Source organism: Rhizobium sp. BR 314 (genome assembly GCF_047445805.1).
In the GTDB taxonomy this organism is placed as follows: domain Bacteria; phylum Pseudomonadota; class Alphaproteobacteria; order Rhizobiales; family Rhizobiaceae; genus Rhizobium; species Rhizobium lusitanum_B.
This window is the reverse complement of record NZ_JARWLA010000031.1, coordinates 34,409-60,332: the sequence shown is the minus strand read 5'-3', so window position 1 is coordinate 60,332 and position 25,924 is coordinate 34,409. Positions and strand designations below refer to the sequence as shown.

The 25,924-nt window shown below is 59.4% G+C and carries 24 protein-coding genes; 15 read left to right on the top strand and 9 right to left on the bottom strand.

Annotated features, from left to right (window positions below; genetic code table 11):
• The first annotated feature begins 93 nt into the window (after window positions 1-93).
• Both thrS and QD461_RS28025 read left to right on the top strand, forming a co-directional pair.
• A complete protein-coding gene (gene thrS, locus QD461_RS28030; RefSeq protein WP_414090518.1) occupies window positions 94-2,082 on the top strand; it encodes a threonine--tRNA ligase in 1,989 nt (662 codons plus the stop codon).
• Window positions 2,083-2,223: 141 nt separating this feature from the next.
• On the top strand, window positions 2,224-3,063 hold the full coding sequence (locus tag QD461_RS28025) for a lysophospholipid acyltransferase family protein (protein WP_184710522.1): 840 nt from the start codon (window positions 2,224-2,226) through the stop codon (window positions 3,061-3,063).
• Between the two features lie 53 nt (window positions 3,064-3,116).
• Here the strand turns inward: QD461_RS28025 and QD461_RS28020 are convergent, their stop codons facing one another.
• Complete coding sequence (locus QD461_RS28020; protein WP_414090517.1) at window positions 3,117-4,238, bottom strand: hypothetical protein; 1,122 nt, start codon at window positions 4,236-4,238, stop codon at window positions 3,117-3,119.
• A gap of 109 nt (window positions 4,239-4,347) precedes the next feature.
• On the opposite strand from QD461_RS28020, the gene QD461_RS28015 reads away from it, so the two are divergent.
• The 4 genes from QD461_RS28015 to QD461_RS28000 all read left to right on the top strand — a co-directional run bounded on the left by QD461_RS28015 (window position 4,348) and on the right by QD461_RS28000 (window position 7,296).
• Complete coding sequence (locus QD461_RS28015; RefSeq protein WP_414090516.1) at window positions 4,348-4,935, top strand: nitroreductase; 588 nt, start codon at window positions 4,348-4,350, stop codon at window positions 4,933-4,935.
• Entirely contained in the window at window positions 4,935-5,540 is a 606-nt protein-coding gene (locus QD461_RS28010) for a flavin reductase family protein (RefSeq protein WP_414090515.1), read from the top strand. The genes QD461_RS28015 and QD461_RS28010 overlap by 1 nt, the downstream gene beginning before the upstream one ends.
• Window positions 5,541-5,646: 106 nt before the next feature.
• Complete coding sequence (locus QD461_RS28005; protein ID WP_414090546.1) at window positions 5,647-6,798, top strand: DUF2336 domain-containing protein; 1,152 nt, start codon at window positions 5,647-5,649, stop codon at window positions 6,796-6,798.
• 33 nt (window positions 6,799-6,831) lie between these two features.
• On the top strand, window positions 6,832-7,296 hold the full coding sequence (locus QD461_RS28000; protein ID WP_414090514.1) for a GNAT family N-acetyltransferase: 465 nt from the start codon (window positions 6,832-6,834) through the stop codon (window positions 7,294-7,296).
• Window positions 7,297-7,394: 98 nt separating this feature from the next.
• On the opposite strand, the gene QD461_RS27995 is transcribed toward QD461_RS28000, so the two are convergent.
• The 3 genes from QD461_RS27995 to parE all read right to left on the bottom strand — a co-directional run bounded on the left by QD461_RS27995 (window position 7,395) and on the right by parE (window position 12,053).
• Window positions 7,395-8,573, bottom strand: coding sequence for an AI-2E family transporter (locus QD461_RS27995; RefSeq protein ID WP_414090545.1), 1,179 nt, complete (start codon window positions 8,571-8,573; stop codon window positions 7,395-7,397).
• Between the two features lie 139 nt (window positions 8,574-8,712).
• Window positions 8,713-9,843: an esterase-like activity of phytase family protein gene (locus tag QD461_RS27990; RefSeq protein WP_414090513.1), complete on the bottom strand. Its 1,131-nt coding sequence runs from the start codon at window positions 9,841-9,843 to the stop codon at window positions 8,713-8,715.
• Between the two features lie 152 nt (window positions 9,844-9,995).
• Window positions 9,996-12,053 carry a DNA topoisomerase IV subunit B gene (parE, locus tag QD461_RS27985; protein WP_414090512.1) on the bottom strand — a complete coding sequence of 686 codons (2,058 nt, stop codon included), beginning with the start codon at window positions 12,051-12,053 and terminating at the stop codon, window positions 9,996-9,998.
• A 205-nt stretch (window positions 12,054-12,258) separates the two neighbouring features.
• Between parE and QD461_RS27980 the strand changes: the two genes are divergently transcribed.
• From QD461_RS27980 to QD461_RS27965, 4 genes are all read left to right on the top strand, one after another.
• Window positions 12,259-13,158 carry a dienelactone hydrolase family protein gene (locus QD461_RS27980; RefSeq protein WP_414090511.1) on the top strand — a complete coding sequence of 300 codons (900 nt, stop codon included), beginning with the start codon at window positions 12,259-12,261 and terminating at the stop codon, window positions 13,156-13,158.
• A gap of 135 nt (window positions 13,159-13,293) precedes the next feature.
• On the top strand, window positions 13,294-14,064 hold the full coding sequence (tpiA, locus tag QD461_RS27975; protein WP_414090510.1) for a triose-phosphate isomerase: 771 nt from the start codon (window positions 13,294-13,296) through the stop codon (window positions 14,062-14,064).
• A 114-nt stretch (window positions 14,065-14,178) separates the two neighbouring features.
• A complete protein-coding gene (gene secG / locus QD461_RS27970) occupies window positions 14,179-14,712 on the top strand; it encodes a preprotein translocase subunit SecG (RefSeq protein WP_414090509.1) in 534 nt (177 codons plus the stop codon).
• Window positions 14,713-14,854: 142 nt separating this feature from the next.
• Window positions 14,855-16,483 (top strand): CTP synthase, encoded by a 1,629-nt coding sequence (locus tag QD461_RS27965; RefSeq protein WP_414090508.1) that lies wholly within the window; start codon window positions 14,855-14,857, stop codon window positions 16,481-16,483.
• Window positions 16,484-16,542: 59 nt separating this feature from the next.
• Here the strand turns inward: QD461_RS27965 and ftrA are convergent, their stop codons facing one another.
• Window positions 16,543-17,586, bottom strand: a complete 1,044-nt coding sequence (gene ftrA / locus QD461_RS27960) for a transcriptional regulator FtrA (protein ID WP_414090507.1) — start codon at window positions 17,584-17,586, stop codon at window positions 16,543-16,545.
• Between the two features lie 64 nt (window positions 17,587-17,650).
• Here ftrA and QD461_RS27955 point away from each other — a divergent pair, with 64 nt between their 5' ends.
• On the top strand, window positions 17,651-18,043 hold the full coding sequence (locus tag QD461_RS27955; RefSeq protein WP_414090506.1) for a rhodanese-like domain-containing protein: 393 nt from the start codon (window positions 17,651-17,653) through the stop codon (window positions 18,041-18,043).
• Window positions 18,044-18,184: 141 nt separating this feature from the next.
• Complete coding sequence (locus QD461_RS27950) at window positions 18,185-19,234, top strand: HoxN/HupN/NixA family nickel/cobalt transporter (RefSeq protein ID WP_414090505.1); 1,050 nt, start codon at window positions 18,185-18,187, stop codon at window positions 19,232-19,234.
• Between the two features lie 2 nt (window positions 19,235-19,236).
• Here the strand turns inward: QD461_RS27950 and QD461_RS27945 are convergent, their stop codons facing one another.
• The gene (locus tag QD461_RS27945; protein ID WP_414090504.1) at window positions 19,237-19,836 is read right to left on the bottom strand and encodes a LysE family translocator; all 600 of its coding nucleotides are present in this window, start codon (window positions 19,834-19,836) and stop codon (window positions 19,237-19,239) included.
• A 98-nt stretch (window positions 19,837-19,934) separates the two neighbouring features.
• Between QD461_RS27945 and QD461_RS27940 the strand changes: the two genes are divergently transcribed.
• Window positions 19,935-20,810 carry a LysR family transcriptional regulator gene (locus QD461_RS27940; protein WP_414090503.1) on the top strand — a complete coding sequence of 292 codons (876 nt, stop codon included), beginning with the start codon at window positions 19,935-19,937 and terminating at the stop codon, window positions 20,808-20,810.
• Window positions 20,811-20,834: 24 nt separating this feature from the next.
• On the opposite strand, the gene QD461_RS27935 is transcribed toward QD461_RS27940, so the two are convergent.
• On the bottom strand, window positions 20,835-21,932 hold the full coding sequence (locus QD461_RS27935) for a citrate synthase/methylcitrate synthase (protein WP_414090502.1): 1,098 nt from the start codon (window positions 21,930-21,932) through the stop codon (window positions 20,835-20,837).
• Window positions 21,933-22,016: 84 nt separating this feature from the next.
• Here QD461_RS27935 and QD461_RS27930 point away from each other — a divergent pair, with 84 nt between their 5' ends.
• Window positions 22,017-23,150, top strand: a complete 1,134-nt coding sequence (locus QD461_RS27930) for a citrate synthase (protein WP_414090501.1) — start codon at window positions 22,017-22,019, stop codon at window positions 23,148-23,150.
• Between the two features lie 27 nt (window positions 23,151-23,177).
• On the opposite strand, the gene QD461_RS27925 is transcribed toward QD461_RS27930, so the two are convergent.
• Window positions 23,178-23,555, bottom strand: coding sequence for a VOC family protein (locus tag QD461_RS27925; protein ID WP_414090500.1), 378 nt, complete (start codon window positions 23,553-23,555; stop codon window positions 23,178-23,180).
• Between the two features lie 30 nt (window positions 23,556-23,585).
• Window positions 23,586-24,587: a dicarboxylate transporter/tellurite-resistance protein TehA gene (gene tehA, locus QD461_RS27920; protein ID WP_414090499.1), complete on the bottom strand. Its 1,002-nt coding sequence runs from the start codon at window positions 24,585-24,587 to the stop codon at window positions 23,586-23,588.
• A 304-nt stretch (window positions 24,588-24,891) separates the two neighbouring features.
• Between tehA and gnd the strand changes: the two genes are divergently transcribed.
• Window positions 24,892-25,917: a phosphogluconate dehydrogenase (NAD(+)-dependent, decarboxylating) gene (gnd, locus tag QD461_RS27915; RefSeq protein ID WP_414090498.1), complete on the top strand. Its 1,026-nt coding sequence runs from the start codon at window positions 24,892-24,894 to the stop codon at window positions 25,915-25,917.
• Window positions 25,918-25,924: the final 7 nt, after the last annotated feature.

Genomic DNA, 25,924 nt, shown 5'->3' with positions numbered 1-25,924 from the left:
ACGAAATGCAGCTATCAGGCGCGCGGACCTCTCTGGTCCCTATCTTTCGAAACCACCCGCATTCGTTGGCGGGACTGGACAAGGAGAATATCGATGTCCCAACCTGTTTCCCTGACATTTCCCGATGGTTCCGTGCGCAGCTTCGCTGCGGGCACGACCGGTCGCGATGTCGCCGAATCCATTTCCAAGTCGCTTGCCAAGAAGGCTGTCGCCATTGCGCTCGACGGCACGGTGCGCGACCTTTCCGATCCGATCGTCGATGGCAAGATCGAGATCATCACCCGCAGTGACGACCGTGCGCTCGAGCTGATCCGCCACGACACCGCGCACGTTCTCGCCGAAGCCGTACAGGAACTCTGGCCGGGAACGCAGGTGACGATCGGCCCAGTCATCGAAAACGGCTTCTATTACGACTTCGCCAAGAACGAGCCCTTCACGCCCGATGACCTTCCAGTCATCGAGAAGCGGATGCGCGAGATTATTCTGCGCAACAAGCCATTCACCAAGGAAGTCTGGTCGCGGGAGAAGGCCAAGGAAGTCTTTGCTGCTAAAGGCGAAAGCTACAAGGTGGAACTGGTCGACGCCATTCCCGAGGGTCAGGATCTGAAGATCTATTACCAGGGTGACTGGTTCGACCTGTGCCGCGGCCCGCACATGGCCTCCACCGGCCAGATCGGCAATGCCTTCAAGCTGATGAAGGTGGCCGGCGCCTATTGGCGTGGCGACAGCAACAATCCGATGCTGACGCGCATCTACGGCACGGCATTCGCCGAGCAGGCGGATCTGGACAACTATCTGCACATTCTTGCCGAAGCCGAAAAGCGCGATCATCGCCGTCTCGGCCGCGAAATGGACCTGTTCCATTTCCAGGAAGAAGGCCCCGGCGTCGTCTTCTGGCACGGCAAGGGCTGGCGGGTGTTCCAGACGCTGGTCTCCTACATGCGCCGGCGGCTGCAGGGCGACTATCAGGAAGTCAATGCGCCGCAGGTGCTCGACAAGTCGCTTTGGGAGACTTCGGGGCACTGGGGTTGGTACCGCGACAACATGTTCAAGGTGACCGTTGCCGGCGACGATACCGACGATGATCGTGTCTTCGCGCTGAAGCCGATGAACTGCCCCGGCCATATCCAGATCTTCAAGCACGGTTTGAAATCTTACCGCGAACTGCCGATCCGCCTTGCGGAATTCGGTGCCGTTCATCGTTACGAGCCCTCAGGCGCGTTGCACGGCCTGATGCGTGTGCGCGGTTTCACGCAGGACGACGCCCACATCTTCTGCACCGACGAGCAGATGGCCGCCGAATGCCTGAAGATCAACGATCTCATCCTGTCGGTCTATGAAGACTTCGGCTTCAAAGAGATCGTCGTCAAGCTCTCGACCCGCCCGGAAAAGCGCGTCGGTTCAGACGACCTCTGGGATCGCGCTGAAAGCGTGATGATGGACGTGTTGAAGACGATCGAAGCGCAGTCCGAAGGACGTATTAAAACCGGCATTCTGCCGGGCGAGGGTGCGTTCTACGGTCCGAAGTTCGAATATACGCTCAAGGACGCCATCGGTCGTGAATGGCAGTGCGGCACGACGCAGGTCGACTTCAACCTGCCGGAGCGCTTCGGTGCTTTCTACATCGACCAGCATTCGGAAAAGACGCAGCCTGTGATGATCCACCGCGCCATCTGCGGCTCTATGGAGCGCTTCCTCGGCATCCTGATCGAGAACTTCGCCGGCCATATGCCGCTCTGGGTCTCGCCGCTGCAGGTCGTTGTTGCAACGATCACCTCGGAAGCCGATGCCTATGGCGAAGAAGTTGCTGAAGCGCTGCGCGATGCCGGTCTCGATGTCGAGACCGACTTCCGCAACGAGAAGATCAACTACAAGATCCGCGAGCATTCGGTGACGAAGGTTCCGGTGATCATCGTTTGCGGCAGGAAGGAAGCAGAAGAGCGCTCGGTCAATATCCGCCGCCTCGGCAGCCAGTCGCAGACCTCGATGTCGCTCGACGAAGCCATCGCGTCGCTCACCCTGGAAGCAACGCCGCCGGACGTTCTGCGTAAGCGCGAAGCCCGGCGCGTCAAGGCCGCTTGACGCCAATCGTCTCTGACGGCACCTTCAGGGTGCCGTCAGACAACTGACATAAAGCTTTCATATAGTAGAAAAATCAAAGCGTTGCTGCAGCCGCAGAGTGCGCCGCAGTGGAAGATAGGAGCGGGGCAGCCCGTCGCGCATTTGGATTTCAAAGAATTATCCTACGCCAATGAACGGGATCCGCGCATAAAACGCTGGTTCATCCGCTCCATTGAAGGCCTGTCCGGCCGTGATCGCTATGCTCGGCTCTACGATATCTGGCGCACCGATATCATCGGCAAGAGCGAGCGTGTATTCGGCAAGATGCTCGACCTTATCGATGTTCGCCTACTCGCCAAGGGGGAATGGCCGCCCCGGGAAATCCCCGAGGCGCCTATCGTCATCGTCGCCAATCATCCCTACGGCATCGGCGACGGGATCGCCGTCCTGGCGCTTGCCGAACAGCTCGGTCGCCCGTTCAAGGTGCTGATCAACAACGAGTTGTTGAAGGTGCCGGAGATGTACGATTATTCGCTTCCCGTTTCCTTCGAGGAAACCAAGGAGGCGATGGCGATCAACATGAAGACGCGCCACGAGGCGGTTCGCCTGCTCAAGGAAGGCACCACGATCATTGTCTTCCCGGCCGGCGGCGTTGCGACCGCGAAAAAAGGCTTTGGCCGCGCCGAAGATCTGCCCTGGAAGATATTTCCCGCCAAACTCATCCAGGCGGCACGCGCCAGCGTTATTCCGATCTACTTCGAAGGGCAGAATGGCCGGCTCTTCCATCTGGCAAGCCGTCTCTCGATGACGCTGCGCATATCGCTGCTGATCCGCGAATTTCGGCGCCTTTCCGGAAGCACCATCACGGCGCATATCGGTGCGCTGATGAGCTGGGAAGCGCTCAGTGAGGGAAGCGATCGTAAGGATCTGCTGTCAAAGCTCTACGCCGCCGTATTCTCTATGGCGCCACCGCGAAAAATGTCGCGCCGAAAAGCGGTTTGACGGGCTAAGTCTATCAAGACGGAAGCGGGTGCCTGAAAAGCCGCAGGCCACCGTCAATCCATGCTGTCGCCTTCATCGCCAGCGGTGGGGGCCAGCTGTTCGTATGTGGGAAGCGGCTGCTGGTTCGAGGTCGCCGGCTGGCTCTGCGGCGATTGCGTCTGGCGCATCTGAGGCATTTGCAGCGGAAGCTGCTGGGCCGGTTGCCGTCTGTCGACCTCTTGCGGCTGCTGCTGCTTCATCAGCACTTCAACATCGGTATTCATGCCCGCAGCCACGGTAAAATCGCGCTGATAGATCTTGTCCTTGTTGCGGGCAACGGCAGTATAGCGACCCTCGGCAAGCACCATGGTCGGAAAAGCGCTGACGCTTTCGCCGACGATATCGCCGGCCGACGTCAGGATCGACCAGGCGGTATCGGCGATCGCCTCGCTGCCGGCGTCGGACACTAGCTTGAAGGTGATCTTGGCCGCTCGGTGCTGGATGGTTGCCTCCGTCACCTTGCCGGCTTCGACCTGGATATCGGCACGAATGACCGCGTTAACTTCGCCATATTCTGAAACGATATGGTAGGTGCCGGCACTTAGGCCGACGAGTGTATTCGGCTTGACATCATCCATGACAAGGCCGCGTTCGCCATCGTCCTTGGCTTCGCTGGAATAGATCGAGAAGCTCAATTCATCCGGCGGGATGCGGACATCGGATCCGGATACGGCGTTCAACACCATGCCGCCTGCATCGAGCACCATGGTCTGCTTCTGCGTTTCGCCGGTTTCAGATACGCTGAGCTTCTTGGTAACACCGGCGCGACCGAACGAGACGTTAACGAAATAATCTCCGGGCATGAGGTGGAATGAGGCCGAGCCGCCCTTCGAGCTAGCCACCAGCGGCAGTTTGCCGTCAGTGCCTGCAATCGGGCTGAAGACATACCAGGAGAGGCCCTGCTGCTGCGGGCTGCTCTGTGGCGTCATTTTGGCTTCGAGCGAAACGTCCTTCAGTGAGCGCGCGGCGGAATTCTCGCCATCAGGCGCAACGAACGCATTGAGCTTCGGCATCTTCACGCTGCCGTCAAGCTGCTTGAACTCCTTGAAAGCTTCCTGCGCCGAGGCGTTTGTGCAGAGGCAGCCGAGAACCGCGAGAGCCGCGCTCAATCGGCGAGCCGATGAAATGCCTGACATGGGTTCCGAACCGATTGACTTCCGATAAGACACACGCCACTTCAAAACCAATGCCATGACAAATTCAAGGCCTGCATCCTCTTATCCGTTAAATGAAAGCAATCACTCCATGAAAACCGATATTAAGCTGATCGATTATCTTGCCGTGCGCAGATCCATTCCTGCCTTTCAGATGGCTGAACCAGGCCCGGAAAGGCCTGAGATTGAGGAGATTATCCGCCTGGCCTCGCGTGTTCCCGATCACGGCAAGCTCGCGCCCTGGCGTTTCATCGTCTATCGCGGTGAGGAACGTACGCGGATCGGCGAGGAATTGCTGAAGCTCGCTTTGGAGGCCAAGCCCGACTTGTCGGAAGAGATGATTCAGGTGGAGCGTACCCGTTTCACGCGCGCGCCGGTCGTGATCGCCGTCGTCAGCAAGGCAGCGCCGCACGTGAAGATCCCCGAGTGGGAGCAATTGATGTCGGCCGGGGCGCTTTGCCTCAATTTGCTGATTTCCGCCAATGCCCACGGCTGGGTATCGAACTGGTTGACCGAATGGTTTGCCTATGACGAACGCGCCTATCCGCTGCTCGGCGTTGCTCGTGGCGAAAAAGTCGCCGGCTTCATCCATATCGGCTCTTCGGACTTTCCGCCCGTGGAACGTCCGCGCCCTGAGCTGGCGGAAACCGTAACCTGGGTCGGAGGCGACGACGCCTGATGTTCTATTCGACGGACACCAATCGTCACGGCCTGGCGCATGATCCGTTCAAGGCGATAGTCGCGCCGAGGCCGATCGGCTGGATCGGCAGCAAGGGCAGGGACGGTTCGCTGAACCTGTCCCCCTATTCCTTCTTCAATGCGGTCAGCGACCGGCCGAAGCTGGTGATGTTCTCCTCGTCCGGCCGCAAGGACAGCGCGCGCAACGTCGAGGAAACGGGCGTCTTCACCGCCAACCTTGTCAGCCGCAATCTCGTGGAGAAGATGAACCACTCGTCGATTGCGGCATCTTATGGTATTAGCGAGTTCGAGCTGGCAGGGTTGACGGCTGCGCGCGCGAAATTGATTGATGCGCCTTACGTCGGCGAAGCCTTCGCCGTGCTTGAGTGCCGGGTGACGGAGATTCTCCGACCGAAGGGCCTCGACGGTGAACCCTCCGAGAATATCATGGTCATCGGCCAGGTCGTCGGCATCCATATCGACGAGGCGATCATCCGCGATGGCAGGCTCGATATGGCGCTTGCAAGGCCGGTCGCGCGCATGGGCTATATGGACTACGCCGAAGGCAGTGATGTTTTCGAAATGATGCGCCCCAAGGCTCCCTGATTTCAGCCTTTGTTCTTGAGGGGTTAACAAACGCGGTAAACGACCCGTAAACCTTTGCCCGCTAACGTTGGCAGCATGAGTTTGTGGGGCCGGAATCGCCCCGCCGATATCGGGGCGTTACGTGATCATAGAAGCATTCCTTCGTTGGGCTGAGACCGCAAAGGCAGAAAACCGGGCAAGGGCCGCCAATGCGCTCGGCCGCGCCTATCTCCAGTCGGAAATGCCGAAGGAAGAGCGCGTCGCCGCCGAGATGGCGATGACCTATCTGCTGGATGATCCGTCACCCCGCGTGCGGCTTTCCCTCGCCGAAGCGGTAGCGCATTCCCCCAGAACTCCTCGCAACGTGATTCTGACGCTTGCAGAGGACCAGCCCGAGATCGCAGGACAGATCATTCTGTTTTCGCCGGTGTTTACCGATGAAGACCTTGTCGATCTCGTACTGCATGGCAGCGATGTAACGCGGGTGCTGATTGCATCGCGCGGGCAAGTGCCGCGCGTCGTTTGTGCGGCGCTTGCAGAAATCGGCGAAGAGACCGAAATCCTGTGCCTTCTCGAAAATGACGGCGCCCTGCTGTCGCAGGCTTCGCTGAAGCGCATTGCCGAGCGTCTCGGCGACTGTGCCGATATACGCGGCCTGCTTCTTTCCCGCGATGTTCTCGCCTCCGACGTCAGGCACTTGCTGATGCGTCGGGTCAGTGAGGCGCTGTCGGAATCGAACCTCATTCAGACGGTGATTGGCACCGGCAGGTTGCAGCAAGTGGCGCGCGAGGCGAGCGACTCCGCCGCAGTCGCAATCGCCGGATCGGCACAACACGAACAATTGCCCGATCTGGTCGAACATCTGAGGCAATCCGGCTGGTTGACGCCGACATTCCTGATGCAGGCCTTGTGCTCCGGCAAGGTCGATTTCTTCACCTGCGCGATGACCAATCTTTCCGGCTGTGATGAGCGGCGCGTTCGCTCCATCATCTCAAGGGGGCGGGTCTATGCGATCCGCGCCCTTTACGAGAGCGCAGGCCTCTCGCGGGATATCAGCATCGTGTTCGTAGAAGCAACGTTGATCTGGCGCGAGGCATCGCGCAAGAACGGCGAGGCCATGCTGGAAAATGTTTCTTCCCGCCTAGCTCGCAAGTTCCGGCTCGCGGAGCAATCGACCGCGGCGACGCAGTTGCTCGACATGGTGGAGAAGCTTGCGAATACGGAACGGCGGCAAACGGCGAGGAATTTCGCGGCATTGGCGACCCGTGCCGCCGCGTGAGATGCAGCAAGCGACTTGTTTGCGAGGTATATTTTGTCCCTGATGATCGCTATCGAATCGCCCCGCCAAGATGGCGTCATCCGTCTTCTGGAGATGTCGGATGCTTATGCGGAATCATTGTACCCGGCTGAGAGCAACCACATGCTCGATCTCTCTTCGCTAGAGAAGCCAGAGGTAACCTTCTGGGTTGCCAGGATCGAGGGGGATATCGTCGGCTGCTGTGCTCTGGTCGGAGCCGGCGACGGAATCGCCGAGATCAAACGCATGTTCGTAGACCCTGCCGCCAGAGGACAGAGCGTTGCTCGAAAGCTGATGGAGACGGTTGAAGCAACAGCGATCGAAAAGCGGTTCGACGCCATACGGCTGGAAACCGGCATCTATCAACCGGAAGCAATCGGCCTCTATAAGAAGTTCGGCTATATCGAAATCCCCGCCTTCGGCAGCTATTTGCCTGACCCGCTCAGCCTGTTCATGGAGAAGCGCCTCAATCAGGCTTGAGGCGGGTCGCGGCCTCTTAGCTTTACTGTGTGCGGTTTGGAGTCGTCTATCCTCAAATGGAGGACGCGCACTTTTGCGCGGAGTGTCTTGGACGAAGCCTATTTTTCGGCACTGTCCTGCAGCTGGAGTTGCAGTTCCGGCTCCTGCGTATGCTGCTCCTCGGTCAATTCGGCCTCGCGGATCCACTCACGCCAGATTGCGACGATAATGGCCATCAGCACGGGGCCGATGAAGAGGCCAAGGAAGCCCATGGTTTTTACACCGCCGACAAGGCCGAAGAAGGTTGGCAGGAACGGCAGCTTGATCGGCCCGCCCACGAGCTTCGGACGAAGCGTCTTATCGACGATGAAGAGTTCGATCGTGCCCCAGAGGAAGAGGGCGATACCTGCCCAGAGCGAGCCGCTTGCGATGAGATAGATGGAGACCAATGACATCGACAGCGGAGCGCCGCCCGGCACCAGCGCCATGACGCCGGTCAGGACGCCCAGCGTAATGGCCGACGGAGCGCCAGCGATCCAATAGGCGATGCCGAGAACGATGCCTTCGCCGATGGCGATCAGCGTCATGCCCATAACGGTGGAGCTGATTGTCGCCGGCACGACGCGAGAAATGCGCTCCCAGCGGTTGGGAAGAATGCGTTCGCCAAGTAAATCGACTTGACGGACGAAGGTCGAGCCGTCGCGATAGATGAAGAACAGGGCGATCAGCATGAAGAGCAGGGTCAGGACGACGTGAAACGCATTGCCGCCGGCGGCAAGCACAGCCCTGTATATATTGCCGATGTGCGCGCCGCTGACGATCTGGGCCAATTCGCCGAGAGAGCCGGGGCTGCCGACATACTGTACCCATTGATCGCCAAGCCATGAGCCGACGACGGGCAGGGCTAGGATCCATTGCGGCGGTGGAGCGCCATCGCGATTGACGTGCACCGCCCAGCCGAACCAGTCGCGCACTTCACCGGCCATATAGAGCGCTGAGAGGACGATTGGCAGGACGAGGAACGTCACGATGAAGGCTATGGCTATGCTGGCTGCAAGTGTCGTGTTTCCACCTGTACGACGCACGAGATCGCTATAGAGCGGCCAAGTGGCAAAGCCGATGACAGCCGCCGCCAAAACCGGAACGAGGAAGCCGTAGAAGAAGTAGATGCCGGCAATTGCTATGAGGATAAGAAGCCAGCGGGCCGCAGAGATGGATGGTATAAGAGGCATTCGCGCATGCGCGCTTGGTCCGAGCCAACGATGCTCTTTCAGCTTCTGACGTTCAAAGACACCCACCAGACCTACTTCGCCCCACATTACTAGATTACCCGGTTATGGGGTATGATCTAGGCTCTTTCAAGGGCACCGCCCTGAAAGCCTCTTTATTCCGCTGCCGTGACAATGACACGACTACGTTGCGGATAAATATAAGTTCTCAACCCGGTCGGCGAACTACCTTGAAAGCAAAGAACTGCGTCTTTTGTGTTGGGTTGAAGTTGTTGTCGGAGACGAGGATGAGTACGTCCGTACCATCCTTTGCCTTGCCGAAGGTAATACCTTCGATATTGTCAGGAACGAGGCCGAGTGCCCGCAGATCCATGATCTGCGTCTTGCGCACAGGTACGATCCGTTGATCCGTTTTTGCCAGGGAAGGGATGTTCGAGATGTCGGTGGCGCCATCGAGGTCGAACATGTTGATGACCACGGAAGTACCGACGCCTTCCGCGTAGCCACGTTCGATCGAAAGCAGGCGACGATCGTCAAGCGCCATGATCTCGGACAAGCCGAAATCGTTCCAGCCCTTCGCAGTAGACGGAGCCTGCGGAATGGGCGAGATCGGGTAGGCGTACTGCGCCTTCTGCTCTCCTGTCGCTACATCGTAACGGATGAGGCGAGCAAGTGCGCCGCCGGTTAGCGTGGCGATCGGTCCGTCCTGATAGAGCGCCGACTCGGTGCCGACGATCAGATCGCCGCCGGGCAAGAAGGCCAGGCCTTCGAAGGCGAGATTGTCGCGAATGCCGATGCTTTTGTCTGCGGTTGGGGCGAAATTAGCAGGAAGCGAGAATTCGCGCATGAAACCGCCGTCACGGCTGGCGATCCGCACGAAAGGCGGCAGCAACGCCTTGCCGTCGCCTTCGCTGGTCCAATAGATCCCGTCTCTGCCCAGACGAATGGATTCAGCATCGACCTTTTTCGTCCCGAAAGGCTGGTCATCCTTGTCTTTCAGCGTGACATGATCGAGAATCGCCACACCCTTCAAGCCGCTGGCGCTGACATCAATATCGAGATTGTAGAAGCGAGCCGGCGCCTTTTCAGACCTATCATCGCTGATCGAGATATAGCGGCCGGTGGATGGATCGAATTCGATCCCCGAAAGTCCGCCCATCTCCACGCCATTCTCGCTGAAGCCCGTGGGAATATCGTAGCTGCCGAGATAGGAGAGGCTGATGCCCGCGCCGCAATCGCCGAACGGGCAGGGCACGTCGATCGGCGTGCCGATCTCGAGTGCGGAGGCGGCTTGACCAAACAGAAGAAAAGCGGCAGTCGTCAGAAATGGCTTCAACATGGCGAAATCATCAATCCAGATCGTGAAATGGCGGCATTGAGAACAATGCCGCCATCTACACATTCATCCATGACGTCTTTGTAACGGATATCGGACAATCCGATAAAGTTTCGCGAAGCCCTACTGGCCGGCAACCGATGATTGCCTCGCCGTCAGATATCCAGATCCGCGGCAAAGGCAGCCCGTTCTTGGATGAACCGGAAGCGAGCGTCGGCCTTGGTGCCCATCAGACTGTCGACGGCGTCACGCGTGCCTTCGAAATCGACCTCGTCGATCTCGACACGCAGAAGCGTGCGCTTGGACGGATCCATCGTCGTTTCCTTGAGCTGGGCAGGAAGCATTTCACCCAGACCTTTGAACCGGCTGATCTCGACCTTGCCTTTGCCCTTGAATTCCGTCTCCATCAGCTCCAGCCGGTGGGCGTCATCACGGGCATAGATGGACTTCGCCCCCTGCGTGATCTTGTAGAGCGGCGGAACGGCCAGGAACAGATGGCCCTGGCGGATCAGCTCCGGCATCTCCTGATAGAAAAAGGTGATGAGCAACGAGGCGATATGAGCACCGTCGACGTCGGCATCGGTCATGACGACGATGCGCTGATAGCGAAGGTCTTCCTCGCGGTATTTCGTACGCGTGCCGCAACCGAGCGCCTGGACCAGATCGGTAATCTGCTGGTTGGCAGAGAGCTTCTCCCGGCCAGCGCTCGCAACGTTGAGGATCTTGCCGCGCAAGGGCAGGATGGCCTGGTTGGTGCGGTTTCGTGCCTGCTTGGCCGAGCCACCTGCCGAATCACCTTCGACCAGGAAGAGTTCCGCGCCTTCGGACGTATTCTGCGAGCAATCCGCCAGCTTGCCTGGCAAGCGCAGCTTGCGCACGGCGGTCTTGCGGTTGACTTCCTTTTCCTTGCGGCGACGCATGCGCTCGTCTGAGCGCTCGATTACCCATTCCAGAAGCTTTTCGGCTTCGGCCGGATTGTCAGTGAGGTAATGATCGAAGGGATCGCGCAACGTATTCTCGACGAGGCGCTGTGCCTCGACGGTCGCAAGCTTGTCCTTCGTCTGACCGACGAATTCCGGTTCACGAATGAAGATCGACAACATGCCGACGCCGGAAATCATCACGTCATCTGTGGTGATATTGGCGGCGCGCTTGTTCTGGGTAAGCTCGGCGTAGTTCTTCAGGCCCTTTGTGAGCGCAATGCGGAAACCGGCTTCGTGCGTACCGCCTTCGGGAGTCGGGATGGTATTGCAGTAGGAGTGGATCTGGGGATCGCCGCCATACCAAGTGATCGCCCATTCCAGTGAGCCGTGGCCGCTTTCCTTTTCCGATTTGCCGGCAAAGATCTCGCGGGTGACAGTGAACTCGTTGCCCATCGTCGCCTTGAGATAATCCTTCAAGCCGCCGGGGAAATGGAAAACAGCCTTCTCGGGAACGTCCGAACCTTCCGGCGCAAGCTCCGGATCGCAGCTCCAGCGGATCTCGACGCCGCCGAACAGATAAGCCTTAGAGCGAGCCATGCGGAAAACGCGGGCCGGATCAAAGCGGGCATGATCGCCGAAAATCTGCGGATCGGGGTGGAAACGAATACGCGTGCCGCGGCGATTGTGGACATCCCCAAGTTCTTCGAGGCCACCGACCGGCAGGCCGCGCGAGAAACGCTGGCGATAAAGCTTGCGATTGCGGGCGACTTCGACCTCCAGATCATCCGACAGGGCATTGACCACGGAAACACCAACGCCGTGCAGGCCGCCTGAGGTCTCGTAGGCCTTGCCGTCGAATTTGCCGCCGGCATGCAGCTTGGTCATGATGACTTCGAGGGTCGACTTACCTGGCACCTGCGGGTGATTTTCCACCGGGATACCGCGACCGTTGTCGGTGACGGTGAGATATCCCTCACGGTCAAGATAGACTTCGATGAAATTGGCGTGGCCGGCCACGGCCTCGTCCATCGAGTTGTCGATGACTTCGGCGAAAAGATGGTGCAGCGCCTTCTCGTCCGTGCCGCCGATATACATGCCGGGCCGCATGCGGACCGGCTCGAGCCCCTCGAGAACGCGGATCGAGCTTGCGCCATATTCTTCGGCTGAAGACGTGGTGGGCGCAGCGCGCGGCGCCGGTGCCGGCTTTTCAGCCTTCACATCTGGCTTTTCCGCTGGCTCGGGCTTTGCGGAGCGGGGGAGTCCGGAGAAGAGATCGTTGCTGTTGTCCATAGAATTTCAAGCTGCTCAGATTTGTTCTGGTGGGGCCAGACCCCTTTATCATGCATTTGCTGCCGGTATTCGCGAATCACCGCGATTCTGCCAGAAACGGCACTCAAACGCGATGGCGCCCCTACGATGGGGCGGGTTTATGAAGAGATTTGCGTTGTCGGGTGAACAATGGCAAGCCCGATGGCCGATCAGAGGAAGTATCCGCATGCGAATGTCCACAGCTCATTTGTCTTTTCTAGCCGCAATTTCGGGCGTCCTGCTCCTAGCGACAACGGCGGGCGCTACGGCGGAGATGCTGAAACCCTTCAAGGACGAGCTGTTTTCGAGCCAGACCGTCATAGAAAATCACGATAACGGCGCCTTTCAGACAGTCGACTATCAGGAGATGCGCGATATCAACGGCCGAGACCAAATCCCGGAAAAGCGCGTCAAGCCTGTCTATGTCGACACTAGCGTGCGCTGGAAAGCGCAAGAGGACGAAACCCTGCAGCTTGGCGATCGGAAGGTTGATGTCACCCGCATCGGGCCGGGGTCGAAGCAGGCCTTCACCGTCATCTTCATCCATGGACGCGGTGGCGACCGTCGGCTCGGCTCGAACGATTATACATTTGGCGGCAATTTCAACCGGCTGAAGAACCTCGCCTACCGCAACGGCGGCACTTATTATGCGCCGAGCGTAAAAAGCTTCGACAGCAACGGCGTTGCCGATATCGCGGCGTTGATCCGCTATTCCCAAGAGCAATCGGGCGGCAGGCCCGTGATCCTGACTTGCGCTTCCATGGGCAGTTTCATCTGCTGGGGCATTACCCGCGATGCAGAAAGCGTCAAGCGACTGAAGGGCATGGCGATCCTCAGCGGCGTCACGGATCCCGATTTCACCAAAAGCGCCTTCTACAAGGCCAAGTTGCCGCTCTGGTTTACGCATGGCAGCAAGGACCCCGTCTATGCCGCGGCTGCCCAGCAGGCCTTGTTCGAAAAGCTCTACAAGGCGCATTATCCGACGCGTTTCACTCTATTCGAAACCGGAAACCATGGAACGCCCGTGCGCATGACCGATTGGCGCAAGGTGCTTAACTGGATCGTCGATCCACAGATATCGCAATAGGTCTGAAGCGGCTGGATTTATTTTCCGGATAAGCATCTTTCAAACGATTTGAACCGCTTTCTGGCGTTCGCCGCAACTTTCCTTTCCTGCTCCTTTTTGTTAGGTCGACGGAAGAAATAGGGGGAGAGCATCGGAATGACCAAATCCATACGGCCGCTTCTGGCCGGAAACTGGAAGATGAACGGCACGCGAGCAAGCCTGGACCAGATCAAGGCGATCGCGGATGGCATAAAGGCGCCGCTGTCGGAGAAGATCGATACGCTGCTGTGCCCTCCGGCCACCTTGCTCTATGTCGCGACGGCGCTTTGCGACGACAGCCCGCTCGCCATCGGCGCGCAGGATTGCCATCAACAAGTCAGCGGCGCTCACACCGGCGATATTTCGGCCGAAATGGTTGCGGACTGCTTCGGCACCCATGTCATCGTCGGCCACTCAGAACGCCGCAGGAACCACGCGGAAAGCGATATGCTGGTGCGCGCCAAGGCTCAGGCGGCGCATGATGCGGAGCTGGTTGCCATCGTCTGCATCGGTGAAACCGCCGACGAACGCAACAGCGGCCAGACGCTCGATGTGCTGAAGCGGCAGTTGGTCGGCTCCATTCCCGACGGCTCGACGGCGCAGACGACCGTGATTGCCTACGAACCCGTATGGGCGATCGGTACCGGCGTTGTGCCGACCCAGGAAAACGTCGAGGAGGCGCATGCCTTCATTCGCGCCGAGCTGATTCAGCGCTTCGGCAAGGAAGGCGCGCAAATGCGAATCCTCTATGGCGGGTCGGTCAGCGGCAGCAATGCCGGCGATCTTCTCGGGGTTGCACATGTCAATGGTGTGCTGGTTGGCGGACAGAGCTTGAAAGCGACCGACTTCCTTGCCATTTATGCCGCATTCGAACGGCAGTTCGCCTGAAGCAACAACTTGCCCGGAGTTCCAGCCCTAAAAGGGCTTGGAATAGGCGAGAGCCTCATGTAAAGAGCCGCGAGCTTTTATTTTTGATGCCCGCCAGCGGGCAGGACTGGACCTATGCAAACCGTACTGCTTGTCATCTATCTCATGGTTGTCGTCGCCCTTATCGGTGTTGTGCTGATTCAGCGCTCCGAAGGTGGCGGTCTCGGCATCGGCGGCGGCTCGGGCTTCATGTCTGCGCGCGGTACGGCCAATGCGCTGACGCGTACCACGGCCATCCTGGCTGCATTGTTCTTCGCCCTCGCGCTCGGCATGAACGTGCTGTCGCGCTTCGAAGGTCGCCCGACGGATATTCTCAACCGTATCCCGAGCACGGCCGGCCAGGGCAACGGCATCCTTGATTCGCTGGGTGGCCAGAAGGGCGCTGCTCCGGCAACCACCCCGGCCAAGCCCGTCGACAACAGCGGCGTTCCGAACAGCGGTGCCGTCGCTCCGCAGTCGCAGGCAACGCCTCCCGCAGCAACGGCAACCCAGCCTGCCGCTACGGCACCTGCTCAGCAGGCTCCGGCCGGGACCGGTCAGCAGACTGCGCCGGCTGCCACGACGTCCGCACCCGCCCAGAGCGGCGGCGACGTTCCGACCGGCAAGTAAGCCTGGTCGTAAAGATCATCCCCGGCAGGTCCTCGGATCTGCCGGTTTTGTTTTGTCTATATTCCGCGTAATGCGTCCAAAGTTCCGGAAACGAATTTTAGGGCTAGCGGAATCATTTGTGAAAAGGTATCCGGTGACTCCCATGGCGCGATATGTATTCATCACAGGCGGCGTGGTTTCTTCCCTCGGAAAAGGAATTGCGGCCGCGGCTCTCGGAGCGTTGTTGCAGGCTCGTGGTTATCGAGTCCGCCTGCGCAAACTCGACCCCTATCTGAACGTGGATCCGGGCACTATGAGCCCGATCCAGCACGGCGAGGTTTTCGTTACCGACGACGGTGCGGAAACCGACCTCGACCTCGGCCACTATGAGCGCTTCACCGGTCGCTCGGCCACCAAGACCGACAACATCACCACCGGTCGCATCTACAAGAACATCATCGACAAGGAACGCCGCGGCGATTATCTCGGCGCAACTGTCCAAGTCATTCCGCACGTTACCAACGAGATCAAGGATTTCGTCACCGAAGGCAATGACGACTATGATTTTGTCATCTGCGAAATCGGCGGGACCGTCGGCGATATCGAAGCCATGCCGTTCATGGAAGCGATCCGCCAGCTCGGCAACGACCTGCCACGCGGCACCGCGATCTACGTCCACCTGACGCTGATGCCGTACATTCCGGCTGCAGGCGAGCTGAAGACCAAGCCGACGCAGCATTCCGTCAAGGAACTGCAGGCTCTCGGCATTCACCCGGACATCCTGCTCGTGCGTGCGGATCGCGAGATTCCGGAAGCCGAGCGCCGCAAGCTTTCGCTGTTCTGCAACGTGCGGGAATCCGCCGTCATCCAGGCGCTCGACGTCGCCAACATCTACGACGTGCCGATGGCCTACCATAAGGAAGGCCTCGACAACGAAGTGCTGGCCGCTTTCGGCATCGAGCCGGCTCCGAAGCCGCGCCTCGATCAGTGGGAAGAAGTCTGCAATCGTATCCGCACGCCGGAAGGCGAGGTGACAATTGCCATCGTCGGCAAATATACCGGCCTGAAGGATGCCTATAAGTCGCTCATCGAAGCGCTGCATCACGGTGGCATTGCCAACCGGGTCAAGGTCAATCTCGAGTGGATCGAGTCCGAGGTCTTCGAAAAGGAAGATCCGGCACCGTATCTCGAAAAGGTGCACGGCATTCTCGTGCCCGGCGGCTTCGGCGAGCGCGGTTCTGAAGGCAAGATCCTGGCGGCCCGTTTTGCACGCGAGCGCAAGGTGCCGTATTTCGGCATCTGCTTCGGCATGCAGATGGCAGTCATCGAAGCTGCCCGCAATCTGGCCGGCGTCGAGAATGCCTCTTCGACCGAATTCGGTCCCACGAAGGAGCCGGTGGTCGGTCTGATGACCGAATGGCTGAAGGGCAACGAGTTGCAGAAGCGTACCTCTTCCGGCGATCTCGGCGGCACGATGCGTCTCGGCGCCTACAAGGCGGCGCTGAAGAAGGGCACGAAGATTTCGGAGATCTACGGCTCGACCGATATTTCGGAGCGCCATCGTCACCGCTACGAGGTCAATATCGATTACAAGGACAAGCTGGAAAATTGCGGCCTGACCTTCTCCGGCATGTCACCGGACGGTGTTCTGCCCGAGACGATCGAATATGCGGATCATCCGTGGTTCATCGGCGTTCAGTACCATCCGGAACTGAAATCCCGGCCTCTGGAGCCGCATCCGCTGTTCTCCAGCTTCATCGAAGCTGCGACGGAACAGAGCCGGCTGGTTTAGTACGTGTCGCGCAAAAATGCGCAGCAGTTTTGCGATAACGACATGCGCAACTGAAAAGCTTAAGGCGCAGGAAGCGAATCTGAACGATCGCGACGCGCCTTAAGAACGGCAAATCGCTTGCGATAGTCGCTTGGGCTGACCGCAAGCCTCTCCCGAAAATGATGACGCATGGTGGCGAGCGACCCGAAACCGCTCGCCACGGCAACATCGTCCAGCGAAACGTCAGTCTGCTTTTCGAGCAAGTCGCGGGCGCGTCGTAGCCGCTCGCCATGCAACCATTCGCCGGGAGCCATGCCGGTGGTCGCCTCGAAACGGCGTTGGAAGGTCCTCACGCTCATACCGGCCCGTGAGGCAAGCGCCGCAATCGGCTGCTCCTCCTGCAAGCGCTCGCGCATCCATTCAAGCAACGGACCCAGGCGGGCTCCTTCACGTTGCCGGAGAACCGGGGTCTCGATATACTGCGCCTGGCCGCCTTCGCGATGCGGCGGCACGACGAGGCGGCGGGCGACGCTGTTGGCGATATCAGGCCCGAAATCCTGCCGCACCACATGAAGGCAGAGGTCGATTGCGGCGGCGCTGCCGGCAGCGGTCAGCACACGGTCTTCATCGACATAGAGAACATCGGCATCGACTGATATATCCGGATAGCGCGCAGCAATGGAATCGACATAGCGCCAATGCGTGGTCGCCTTTCGACCGGCGAGCAATCCTGAGGCGGCGAGAACAGCAACGCCCGAGCAAAGCGACATGATGCGAGCGCCGCGCCGGTTGGCGGCTTGCAGTTCGGCAATTAGAGGGGCAGGGACGGGCGCTCCGATGCCGCGCCAACCGGGCACGACGATCAGGTCGGCATCGGCCAGAACGTCCAGCCCTTTATCAACCTGCACCGCCAACCCGCCAGCTGCGCGCAACGGACCGTCCTCGATCGCACAGGAGGAAAACCGATACCAATCGTCACCCATTTCAGGGCGTGGCAGGCCGAAGATCTCGTAGGCGACACCAAATTCGAAGGTGCAGAGCCCGTCATAGACCAGCGTGACGACGTGTGGGCCGAGAAGATTGCGGCTTTCTGAGTTTGGCATGATCTTGACGTTATATGGCATTTCGGCCAATTTCAACGGCGGGAACGCTCGGGCATGAATGCACCCAACCAAGAAGGAGCGTCCCATGTCCCTAGTCAGTGAAATCCCCGCGGCATTCCCAAGTCTTGTCGCCGAGTATTATGCCCGCAGGCTTGCCTTCGAGACCGATTGTTCCGACGTGCGCCAGGCTATGACATCAGGCAACGCGGATTTCGTTCTGCTCGATGTTCGCGGTCCGGCCATGTTCCAGGAGCAGCACATTCCCGGCGCGATCAACCTGCCGCATGGCAAGATGACTGCCCGGAAAATGGCGGAATGGCCCGAGGATACACTGTTCGTTGTTTATTGCGCCGGACCGCATTGCAACGGCACCGACAAGGCTGCCTGGCGCCTCGGCACGCTCGGCAAGCGCGTGAAGGTGATGATCGGCGGCATGACCGGCTGGGCCGATGAGGGGCATCCCTTTGAGGTCGGCTAAGTAGGGCGACGCGGCAAACCCGGCACATACCGGGTTTGCCATTCGTGCGATCTGCCGGAGTTTCCGCATCTACGTCATTTGACGGTCGCACCACTTCTGTTTCCATGCCACTCTGCGAGTAAGCATAATGGGGACAAAAGTATGATCTTCAATCCTTTTGACGATCGCACGGAGAGGCCGATGACCAAGATCGCAATCACCTTCGCACTGCTGATCGCATTCAATATTGCCGTATGGATCTGGGCATGGTTTGCGTTTGCCGACCGGCCGTCTTTGCTCGGTATTGCACTGCTCGCCTATATGTTCGGCCTGCGCCACGCATTTGACGCCGATCATATTGCTGCGATCGACAATGTCGTGCGCAAGCTCATCCAGGAAAAGAAGCAACCCTATGCGGTCGGCTTCTTCTTCTCGTTCGGCCACTCCTCGATTGTCGTGATTGCCTCGATCCTGATTGCGGCGACGGCTGCCGCCATGCAGAGCCAGCTCGATTCTCTCCACGATATCGGCGGTGTCATCGGAACGACGGTTTCGGCGGCTTTCCTGCTGTTGATCGGCATTGCCAATCTCTTTGTTCTCAGGGGCGTTTGGTTAGCCTTCAAACGGGCACAACGGGGAGAGAGGATCACCGAAGAAGATCTTGATGCCCTGCTAGCCGGCGGCGGCTTTCTGGCGCGTATCTTCCGTCCCATGTTCAAGGTCGTTAGCCGCTCCTGGCACATGTATCCGATCGGCTTCCTCTTCGGCCTCGGCTTCGACACCGCAACGGAGATCGGCCTGCTCGGCATTTCCGCCGCTCAGGCCGCACAGGGTATGTCCTTCTGGACCATCCTGGTTTTCCCGGCGCTTTTCACGGTCGGCATGTCATTGATGGACACGCTCGACAGCACACTGATGACCGGCGCCTACGGCTGGGCCTTCGTCAAGCCGGTGCGCAAGCTCTGGTACAACCTGACGATCACCGCCGCTTCGGTTGTTGTCGCCATTTTCATCGGCGGTATCGAGGCTTTGGGGCTGATCTCAGACAAGCTCGGTCTCGAAGGTGGCTTCTGGCGCTTCATAGGCGAACTCAATGACAACCTTGCCAATTTCGGCTTCGCCGTCTTCGGCATCTTCCTGCTGAGTTGGCTGATCTCGACCGTGCTTTACAAGGTGCGTGGCTATGACAGCCTGCAGATCAATCATTCCTGACGTCAATCGCTCCACAGGGAGATGATGGATACCACCAGAAGCAAGGCAAGGACCAAATTGAGGGCGCGCCATTGCCATTGTGCACGCAGCATGCGGGCAAGCAGCTGACCGAGCGCACACCATAGCGAAAGGGAGAATGCTGCCATCAGGCTGAAGGTGAGGCCCAGCAGCATTGCCAGGGCAAGCGGGCCGCTTGCGAGCATGGCGAAAGACGCGGCCGCGCCCACAGTCACCGCCCACCCCTTGGGATTGTGCCACAACATCCAGACCCCCGCCGCAAAGCTCGTCGGCTTCGCCATTCCGCCGGCACTATTCGGCTGGCCGCTTCTGCCGATCCTCAACGCAAGCCAGAGCAGATAAAGCGTGCCCAGCGTCTTCATGGCGATCTGCAATGCAGGAAAGGCTAGCAACAGGCTCCCGAGCCCAGCGGCGGCGGCTCCAGCCATGGAGCCGAGCCCTAGGGAAAAGCCCGCCATGACAGGGATCGAGCGGCGAAAGCCGAAATGTGCGCCAGAGGCGGTGGCAAGCGTTGTAGCGCCGCCCGGCGTAATCGTCGAGACGAGCGCAAACAGGATCAGCGGCAGCAGCGATTCCAAAGTCATTCCAGCGATCCTCCAATTCGGGAGATTGGTTAGCCGGAAGCTCGACATCAGAAAATCGAATATTGAAGGCGAGATGCATTAGTATTTATAATAGTGGGATGACTCGAAACTTCGATATCGCTCTCATCCGAACCTTTGCCGCAGTTGCCGACCAACGTAGCATGACAATTGCGGCCAACATTCTGCATATGACACAAGGAGCCGTCAGCCAGCAAATCAAGCGGCTGGAAGAGATGCTGGGATGCACGCTCTTCGAGAGAGATCGACGTGGCCTGAAGCTGACCGAAGCAGGTGAACGGTTGCTCGGCAACGGGCGCCGCCTGCTGATGCTAAATGACGACATCTGGGCCGACATGACGGAGCGGACGGTTCAGGGCAGCGTTCGGCTCGGCGTTCCCTATGACCTTGTCGGTGCAACGCTTGCACCAGTGTTGAAGTCCTACACTTTGCGCCATCCGCAGGTGGAGATTTCTCTCGTCTGTGCCTCGTCGCCGGAACTGCTGGAAGAACTTGAGAAAGGCGCCATCGACCTCTGCGTCGTCGAAGAACCGTTTGGCTTATCGCGGGGCGAATGTTTGGCCGTCGAACGACTCGTATGGGTGGGGGCGAAGGGAGGGAATGCCTACCGTAAGCAGCCGCTGCCGATTTCGATGGTAGCCGACACCTGCGCCTTCCGTCCGTCCGTCTTCGCCGCATTGAGCAATGGCGGGCGACGCTGGAGAACAATGTTCGAGAACGGGAATATCGAGGCGACCACGGCGACCGTCCGCACGGACCTAGCGGTTACGGCGTGGTTGGCCTCTACAGTTCCCGCCGATCTCGATATTCTCTCCGTCGAGGACGGTTTGCCCGAATTGCCGATTTTTTCCATCAACCTGCATCTACCCAAGGGAGAGGCGACGCCGGCAGCGTCAGAGCTTGCCCGCTATGTCCGCGATGGCTTGGTGCGGCCGCGCCAATCCGCGGCCGCCTGATCCAGGATCAATGTTGACGAAGCTCTACGCGGCCTTCGGCAGAGGGCCGACATAGCGCGATTGCGGGCGGATCAGTCGCCCGTCGAGCGTCTGCTCGCGCGCATGGGCGATCCAACCGACGGTGCGACCGATCGCGAAGACGCCGGTGAAGGCGTTGCGCGGAAAGCCGAGCGCATCGAGCAGCAGAGCCGTGTAGTACTCGACATTGACATCAAGCGGGCGATCCGGCTTGCGCTCCCTAAGCAGGGCGAGCGCAGCAGCCTCGATTGCCTCGGCCAGAGCGATCCGTCCGGCATCCGCCTGTCCGCTGGCGAAGATCGGCTTCAGCGCGGTCTTCAAAGCATCGGCACGCGGATCGCGCACACGATAGATGCGGTGGCCGAAGCCCATCAGCCGTTCGCCATGATCGAGTGCGTGCGACAGCCAAGCACGGGCGTTTTCCGGTTTGCCCACGCCATCGAGCATATCGAGGACCGGACCGGGTGCGCCGCCATGCAGCGGGCCTTTGAGGGCGCTGACTGCCGCCAGCACGGAGGATGTCAAACCGGCATGGGTCGAGGCAATGACGCGCGAGGCGAAGGTGGATGCATTGAGCCCGTGATCGGAGATCGTCACCAGATAGGCATCCAATCCCGCCGTCTGTTCGGTAGTCGGTACACGGCCGCTCAGCATGCGCAGAATGTCACCGGATTGGGACAGAGAGGCATCCGGCTTTATCGGCATGTCGCCATTCTGCAGTCGCAGCACGGCTGGCAGAAAAACGGCAGGTGCCGCCATCAGTCTGATGGCACTGGCGAGATCGTCACCATCCTCGATACGCGCCAGAAGAGCCCGCATGGCGTCTACCGGCGGCAGGGCGAGCAAGGCTGGGTCGGCTGGGTCGGCAGCCTCGACATGGGCGAACAGTGCGACGCGGGCCGCTCCGAGCTGGCTGCGGATAGAGGCGGCATCGATATGCGCGTCGAACAGGCCATCGAGCAATAGCGCCACAACATCCTCGTAGCGGCTGGTTGCCACCAGATCATCGAGCGAAACACCTCGGATGATCAGCCGACCGGCCGCGCCATCGACATCCGATAGCTTGGTTTCCGCTGCGACGACATCTTCAAGACCACTTTTCATTACGGTTCTCCTTTGACTATCGGATTAGATCGGACCTATTCTTATTGACGTCAATCTTGATGCAATTAATCAACATGAGGAACGATGAGCTGGCTGACGGCGGAGCAGGCGCTGAACCTGCTGGGAACGAAATCGCAGACGCTTTATGCCAACGTCAGCCGCGGGCGCATTCGCGCAAAGCCGGATCCGGCGGATACGCGGCGCAGTCTTTACTTCACCGACGATGTGAAAAGGCTGGCGACGCGCCATGCCGGGCGGCGCAAGACGGAGACGGTTGCCGCCGAAGCCATACAATGGGGCGATCCGGTATTGCCTTCGGCTCTATCGACTGTTTTCGATGGCAGGCTTTTCTATCGCGGCCAAGACGCAGCGACGCTGGCCGAAAATGCTGGCCTTGAAGATATCGCGCTCCTGCTTTGGGATATGAAGCGACCGCTTCGTCTGGAGGAGGGAGAAGTGCGGCACACGATCCCCTCTTTGGAAGCGGCCTTTCTGGCACTTGCCGCGCGTACGACCAGCGATCTTCCCTCGCTCGGCCGCTCGCTTCCGGCATTGCAGAGCGAAGCGGAAAGCGTCTTCGGGACAGTTGCCGATGCTCTGGCGCCAGGCGCCGCCGGCATGCCGCTGCATCAACGGCTCGCGCTCGCCTGGGGACGCCCGGATGCAGGCGACATGATACGACGCTGCTACGTGCTGCTCGCAGACCATGAATTGAACGCCTCGACATTCACAGCGCGAATCACGGCCTCGGCTGGTGCGACGTTGTCTGCAGCAGTGTTATCGGGTCTTTCGACGCTGACCGGACCGCTGCACGGCGGCGCTTGGCAAAGCGTGCGCTCGCTTATGGCGCGAGCAGCGTCGATCGGCGCAGAAGAGGCCGTCCGCAGCTACCTTTCGGAAGGTAGGCCATTGCCGTCCTTCGGCCACCAACTCTATCCGGATGTCGATATCCGCGGTGAGACATTGCTGCAGTGCCTCACGCTCCCGCCGCTTTTCGCCAAGGTGCGTGATATCGGCGAGCAGCTTGTCGGTGAGCGCGTCAATGTTGACTTTGCCCTGACCGCGATGACGCATGCCTATCATCTTCCGGAGGATGCGCCCCTGATCATTTTTGCACTGGCGCGCACCGTGGGCTGGCTGGCTCATGCCATGGAACAGGCGACGAGTGGCCGCCTCATCCGGCCGCGTGCCCGCTATGTCGGGCCGCCACTTCGGTGATCCTACATTCGCTGGTTTCTGGTCGAACTACGGCGTAGCCACCGGAAAGTGACATACGACCTCGATATTGTGGCCATCCGGATCGAGTATGAAGGCGCCGTAGTAGCTGGCGTGATAGTGCGGACGCAGACCGGGCCCGCCATTGTCGACGCCGCCGGCCACAAGGGCGGCTCGATGAAACTTATCAACGACATCTCGCCCCTGAGCGGTAAAGGCGACGTGAGTTCCGGTCTGTTGCCCGTCGCGCTGTCCGATCCAGAAGAATGCTTTCGATCCAATGCCATAGCCGGCAAAGATTTCACCCTCGGCATAAAGGCGTTCGATGCCCAACGGCTTCAGAGTCGCGTCGTAAAACATCTGGGAACGGTTCAGGTCGCGTACGCCGATCGTCACATGGTCCAACATGAATGCCCCCAATATTCGAGTTGGCTTCGCCTAACCTCGGCCGATCGCGCCTGCATCGCGATCTTTGAGTTCAATCCAGCCGATCTCCAGTTTGCGGTTGACGATAAGCCAGATCGTGGCGAGCGCGATCAGGCCCACGACGATATTGGCGGCCACGAAAAGTATGGGCGCAAGTTGGGCGATGGAGCCGCTTTCACCACGCTCGATCAGTCGCATTGGGGCTGCAGCAAGCGCCGTCGCACCGAAAGAAAATGCCCAATAGGCCGGGCTGAACCCTTCTTCCGTGATCCAGGGGAGCAAGCGAATCAAGATAAGCGCCTGCAGCAGGCCGTAGCCGATCATGGCATGCACAAGTATATCGGCGGGACCTTGCAGGACGCCGATATAGGCGAGCGCACCGACGACTGGCGGCGCCAGCTGGATACCAAGTGTGGGCCGCAAGGCTGGAGGAAGCGCCGGTCCCGTCAAAAGACGATGAAGCAGAGCCGATTCGATCGCCAGCCACGCGAAGAACCCAGCGCCGAAGAAAAGCTGCGCCCATTGCGGAAAGCCGAGTGCGGTGGCCACAATCGCGGTAACGAAGCTACCTGCGACACTTGGCAGGTAAAGGACTGCCGTGGTGGCTGCAATGTCGCGCCCGCCTTGCCACAAACCGCCTGTGCGCCACACCGAGAAGGCGAGCGTGTAGACTGCTCCGGCCAGGAATATCGCTTCTGCACCAACCCGCGAATAGGGTAGCAACCCGCCGGCCACCAGCATGGTGGCCACCCCGATCAGGCCGATGAAGCAACACAGGACAGGATGCGCGACCTCCTTGAGGGCTTCCTCGCGGGCCATTGCCCATTTCAGCAAGTAAAGCACGATCAGAACCAGCCAAACGGCAAGGCTGACAAAGGTCAGCACTTCACCAACCACCCCGGGCAATTGCCAGATGCGAGTTCCAACACGCCAGGCATTGGCTAGGCCCGAAAGCCCCAGAACCATGCCAAAGAACGAAGCTGGAACCAACGGCAGTTTCAGAGACGCAGCCATATGCCCCCTTTGACGCTTGCTCTGAGCGCCGCCCGAAAGAGAATAATGCAAAGAGCCCGCGAACGGTGCTAAGTTCACGGACGAAAACAGACCGGCAAAATACAGCTTTCCTCAAAGTGGGCAAAGCGTGATCATGGCGAAAAGCGAATGCTTTCGACCGGCGATATCACAGATGCGTGAGCGCGTGGATTTTTCTGCGTTGTCTCGCTCATGCATAGCTCGCCCGTCATTTGTTCATTGGAAAATATTGCGAAATATCTCTATGCAGTATTCAAACGATTGAAACCGTCCTAGGAGACTGAAAATGCAAATCGGAATGATTGGCCTTGGCCGTATGGGCAACAACATGGTGCAGCGCCTGATGAGGGGCGGTCATAGCGCGGTTGTTTTCGATGCGCGCCCGGAAAGCGTTGCTGGACTTGAACAGCTCGGCGCCACCGGCAGCAAGTCTCTCGCGGATTTTGTATCGAAACTTGCCAAGCCGCGCGTCGTTTGGATGATGCTGCCGGCTGCAATCGTCGATCAGGAACTGGCAGCCATCGTTCCGCTTCTCGAAGAAGGCGACATCGTCATCGACGGCGGTAACTCCTATTACCATGACGATATTCGCCGTGCCGAAGAGCTGAAGCCGAAGGGCATCCACTATGTCGACGTCGGCACCAGCGGCGGCGTTTTCGGCCTCGAGCGCGGCTATTGCCTGATGATCGGCGGCGAGAAGGAAACCGTCCAGCATCTGTCGCCGATCTTCGCAACGCTTGCTCCTGGCGTCGGTGACGTCGCTCCGTCGGCGATGCGCTCGGAAGAAGCCGCCAAGAACAGCACAGCAGAGCAGGGCTATCTGCATTGCGGCCCGTCCGGTGCCGGCCATTTCGTGAAGATGGTTCATAACGGTATCGAATACGGCCTGATGGCAGCCTATGCCGAAGGCTTGAACGTTCTGCGCCACGCCAATATCGGCAAGCAGGATGCAGAGAAGGATGCCGAGACTGCTCCGCTCTCGCACCCGCAGTACTATCAGTATGATCTCGATATTGCCGAAATCTCCGAAGTCTGGCGCCGCGGCAGCGTGATCACCTCCTGGCTGCTCGATCTTACTGCCGACGCCCTGCACGGTGATGCTGCCCTTTCGCAGTATGCCGGCCGCGTTTCCGACTCGGGCGAAGGCCGCTGGACGATTTCGGCTGCGATCGACGAGGGCGTTCCGACGCCGGTGCTGAGCGCTGCGCTTTATGGCCGTTTCGCCTCGCGCGGCAACGACGACTACGCCAACAAGGTTCTCTCCGCGATGCGCGCCGGCTTCGGCGGCCATCACGAGAAGCCCGTGAAGTAATGGCCTA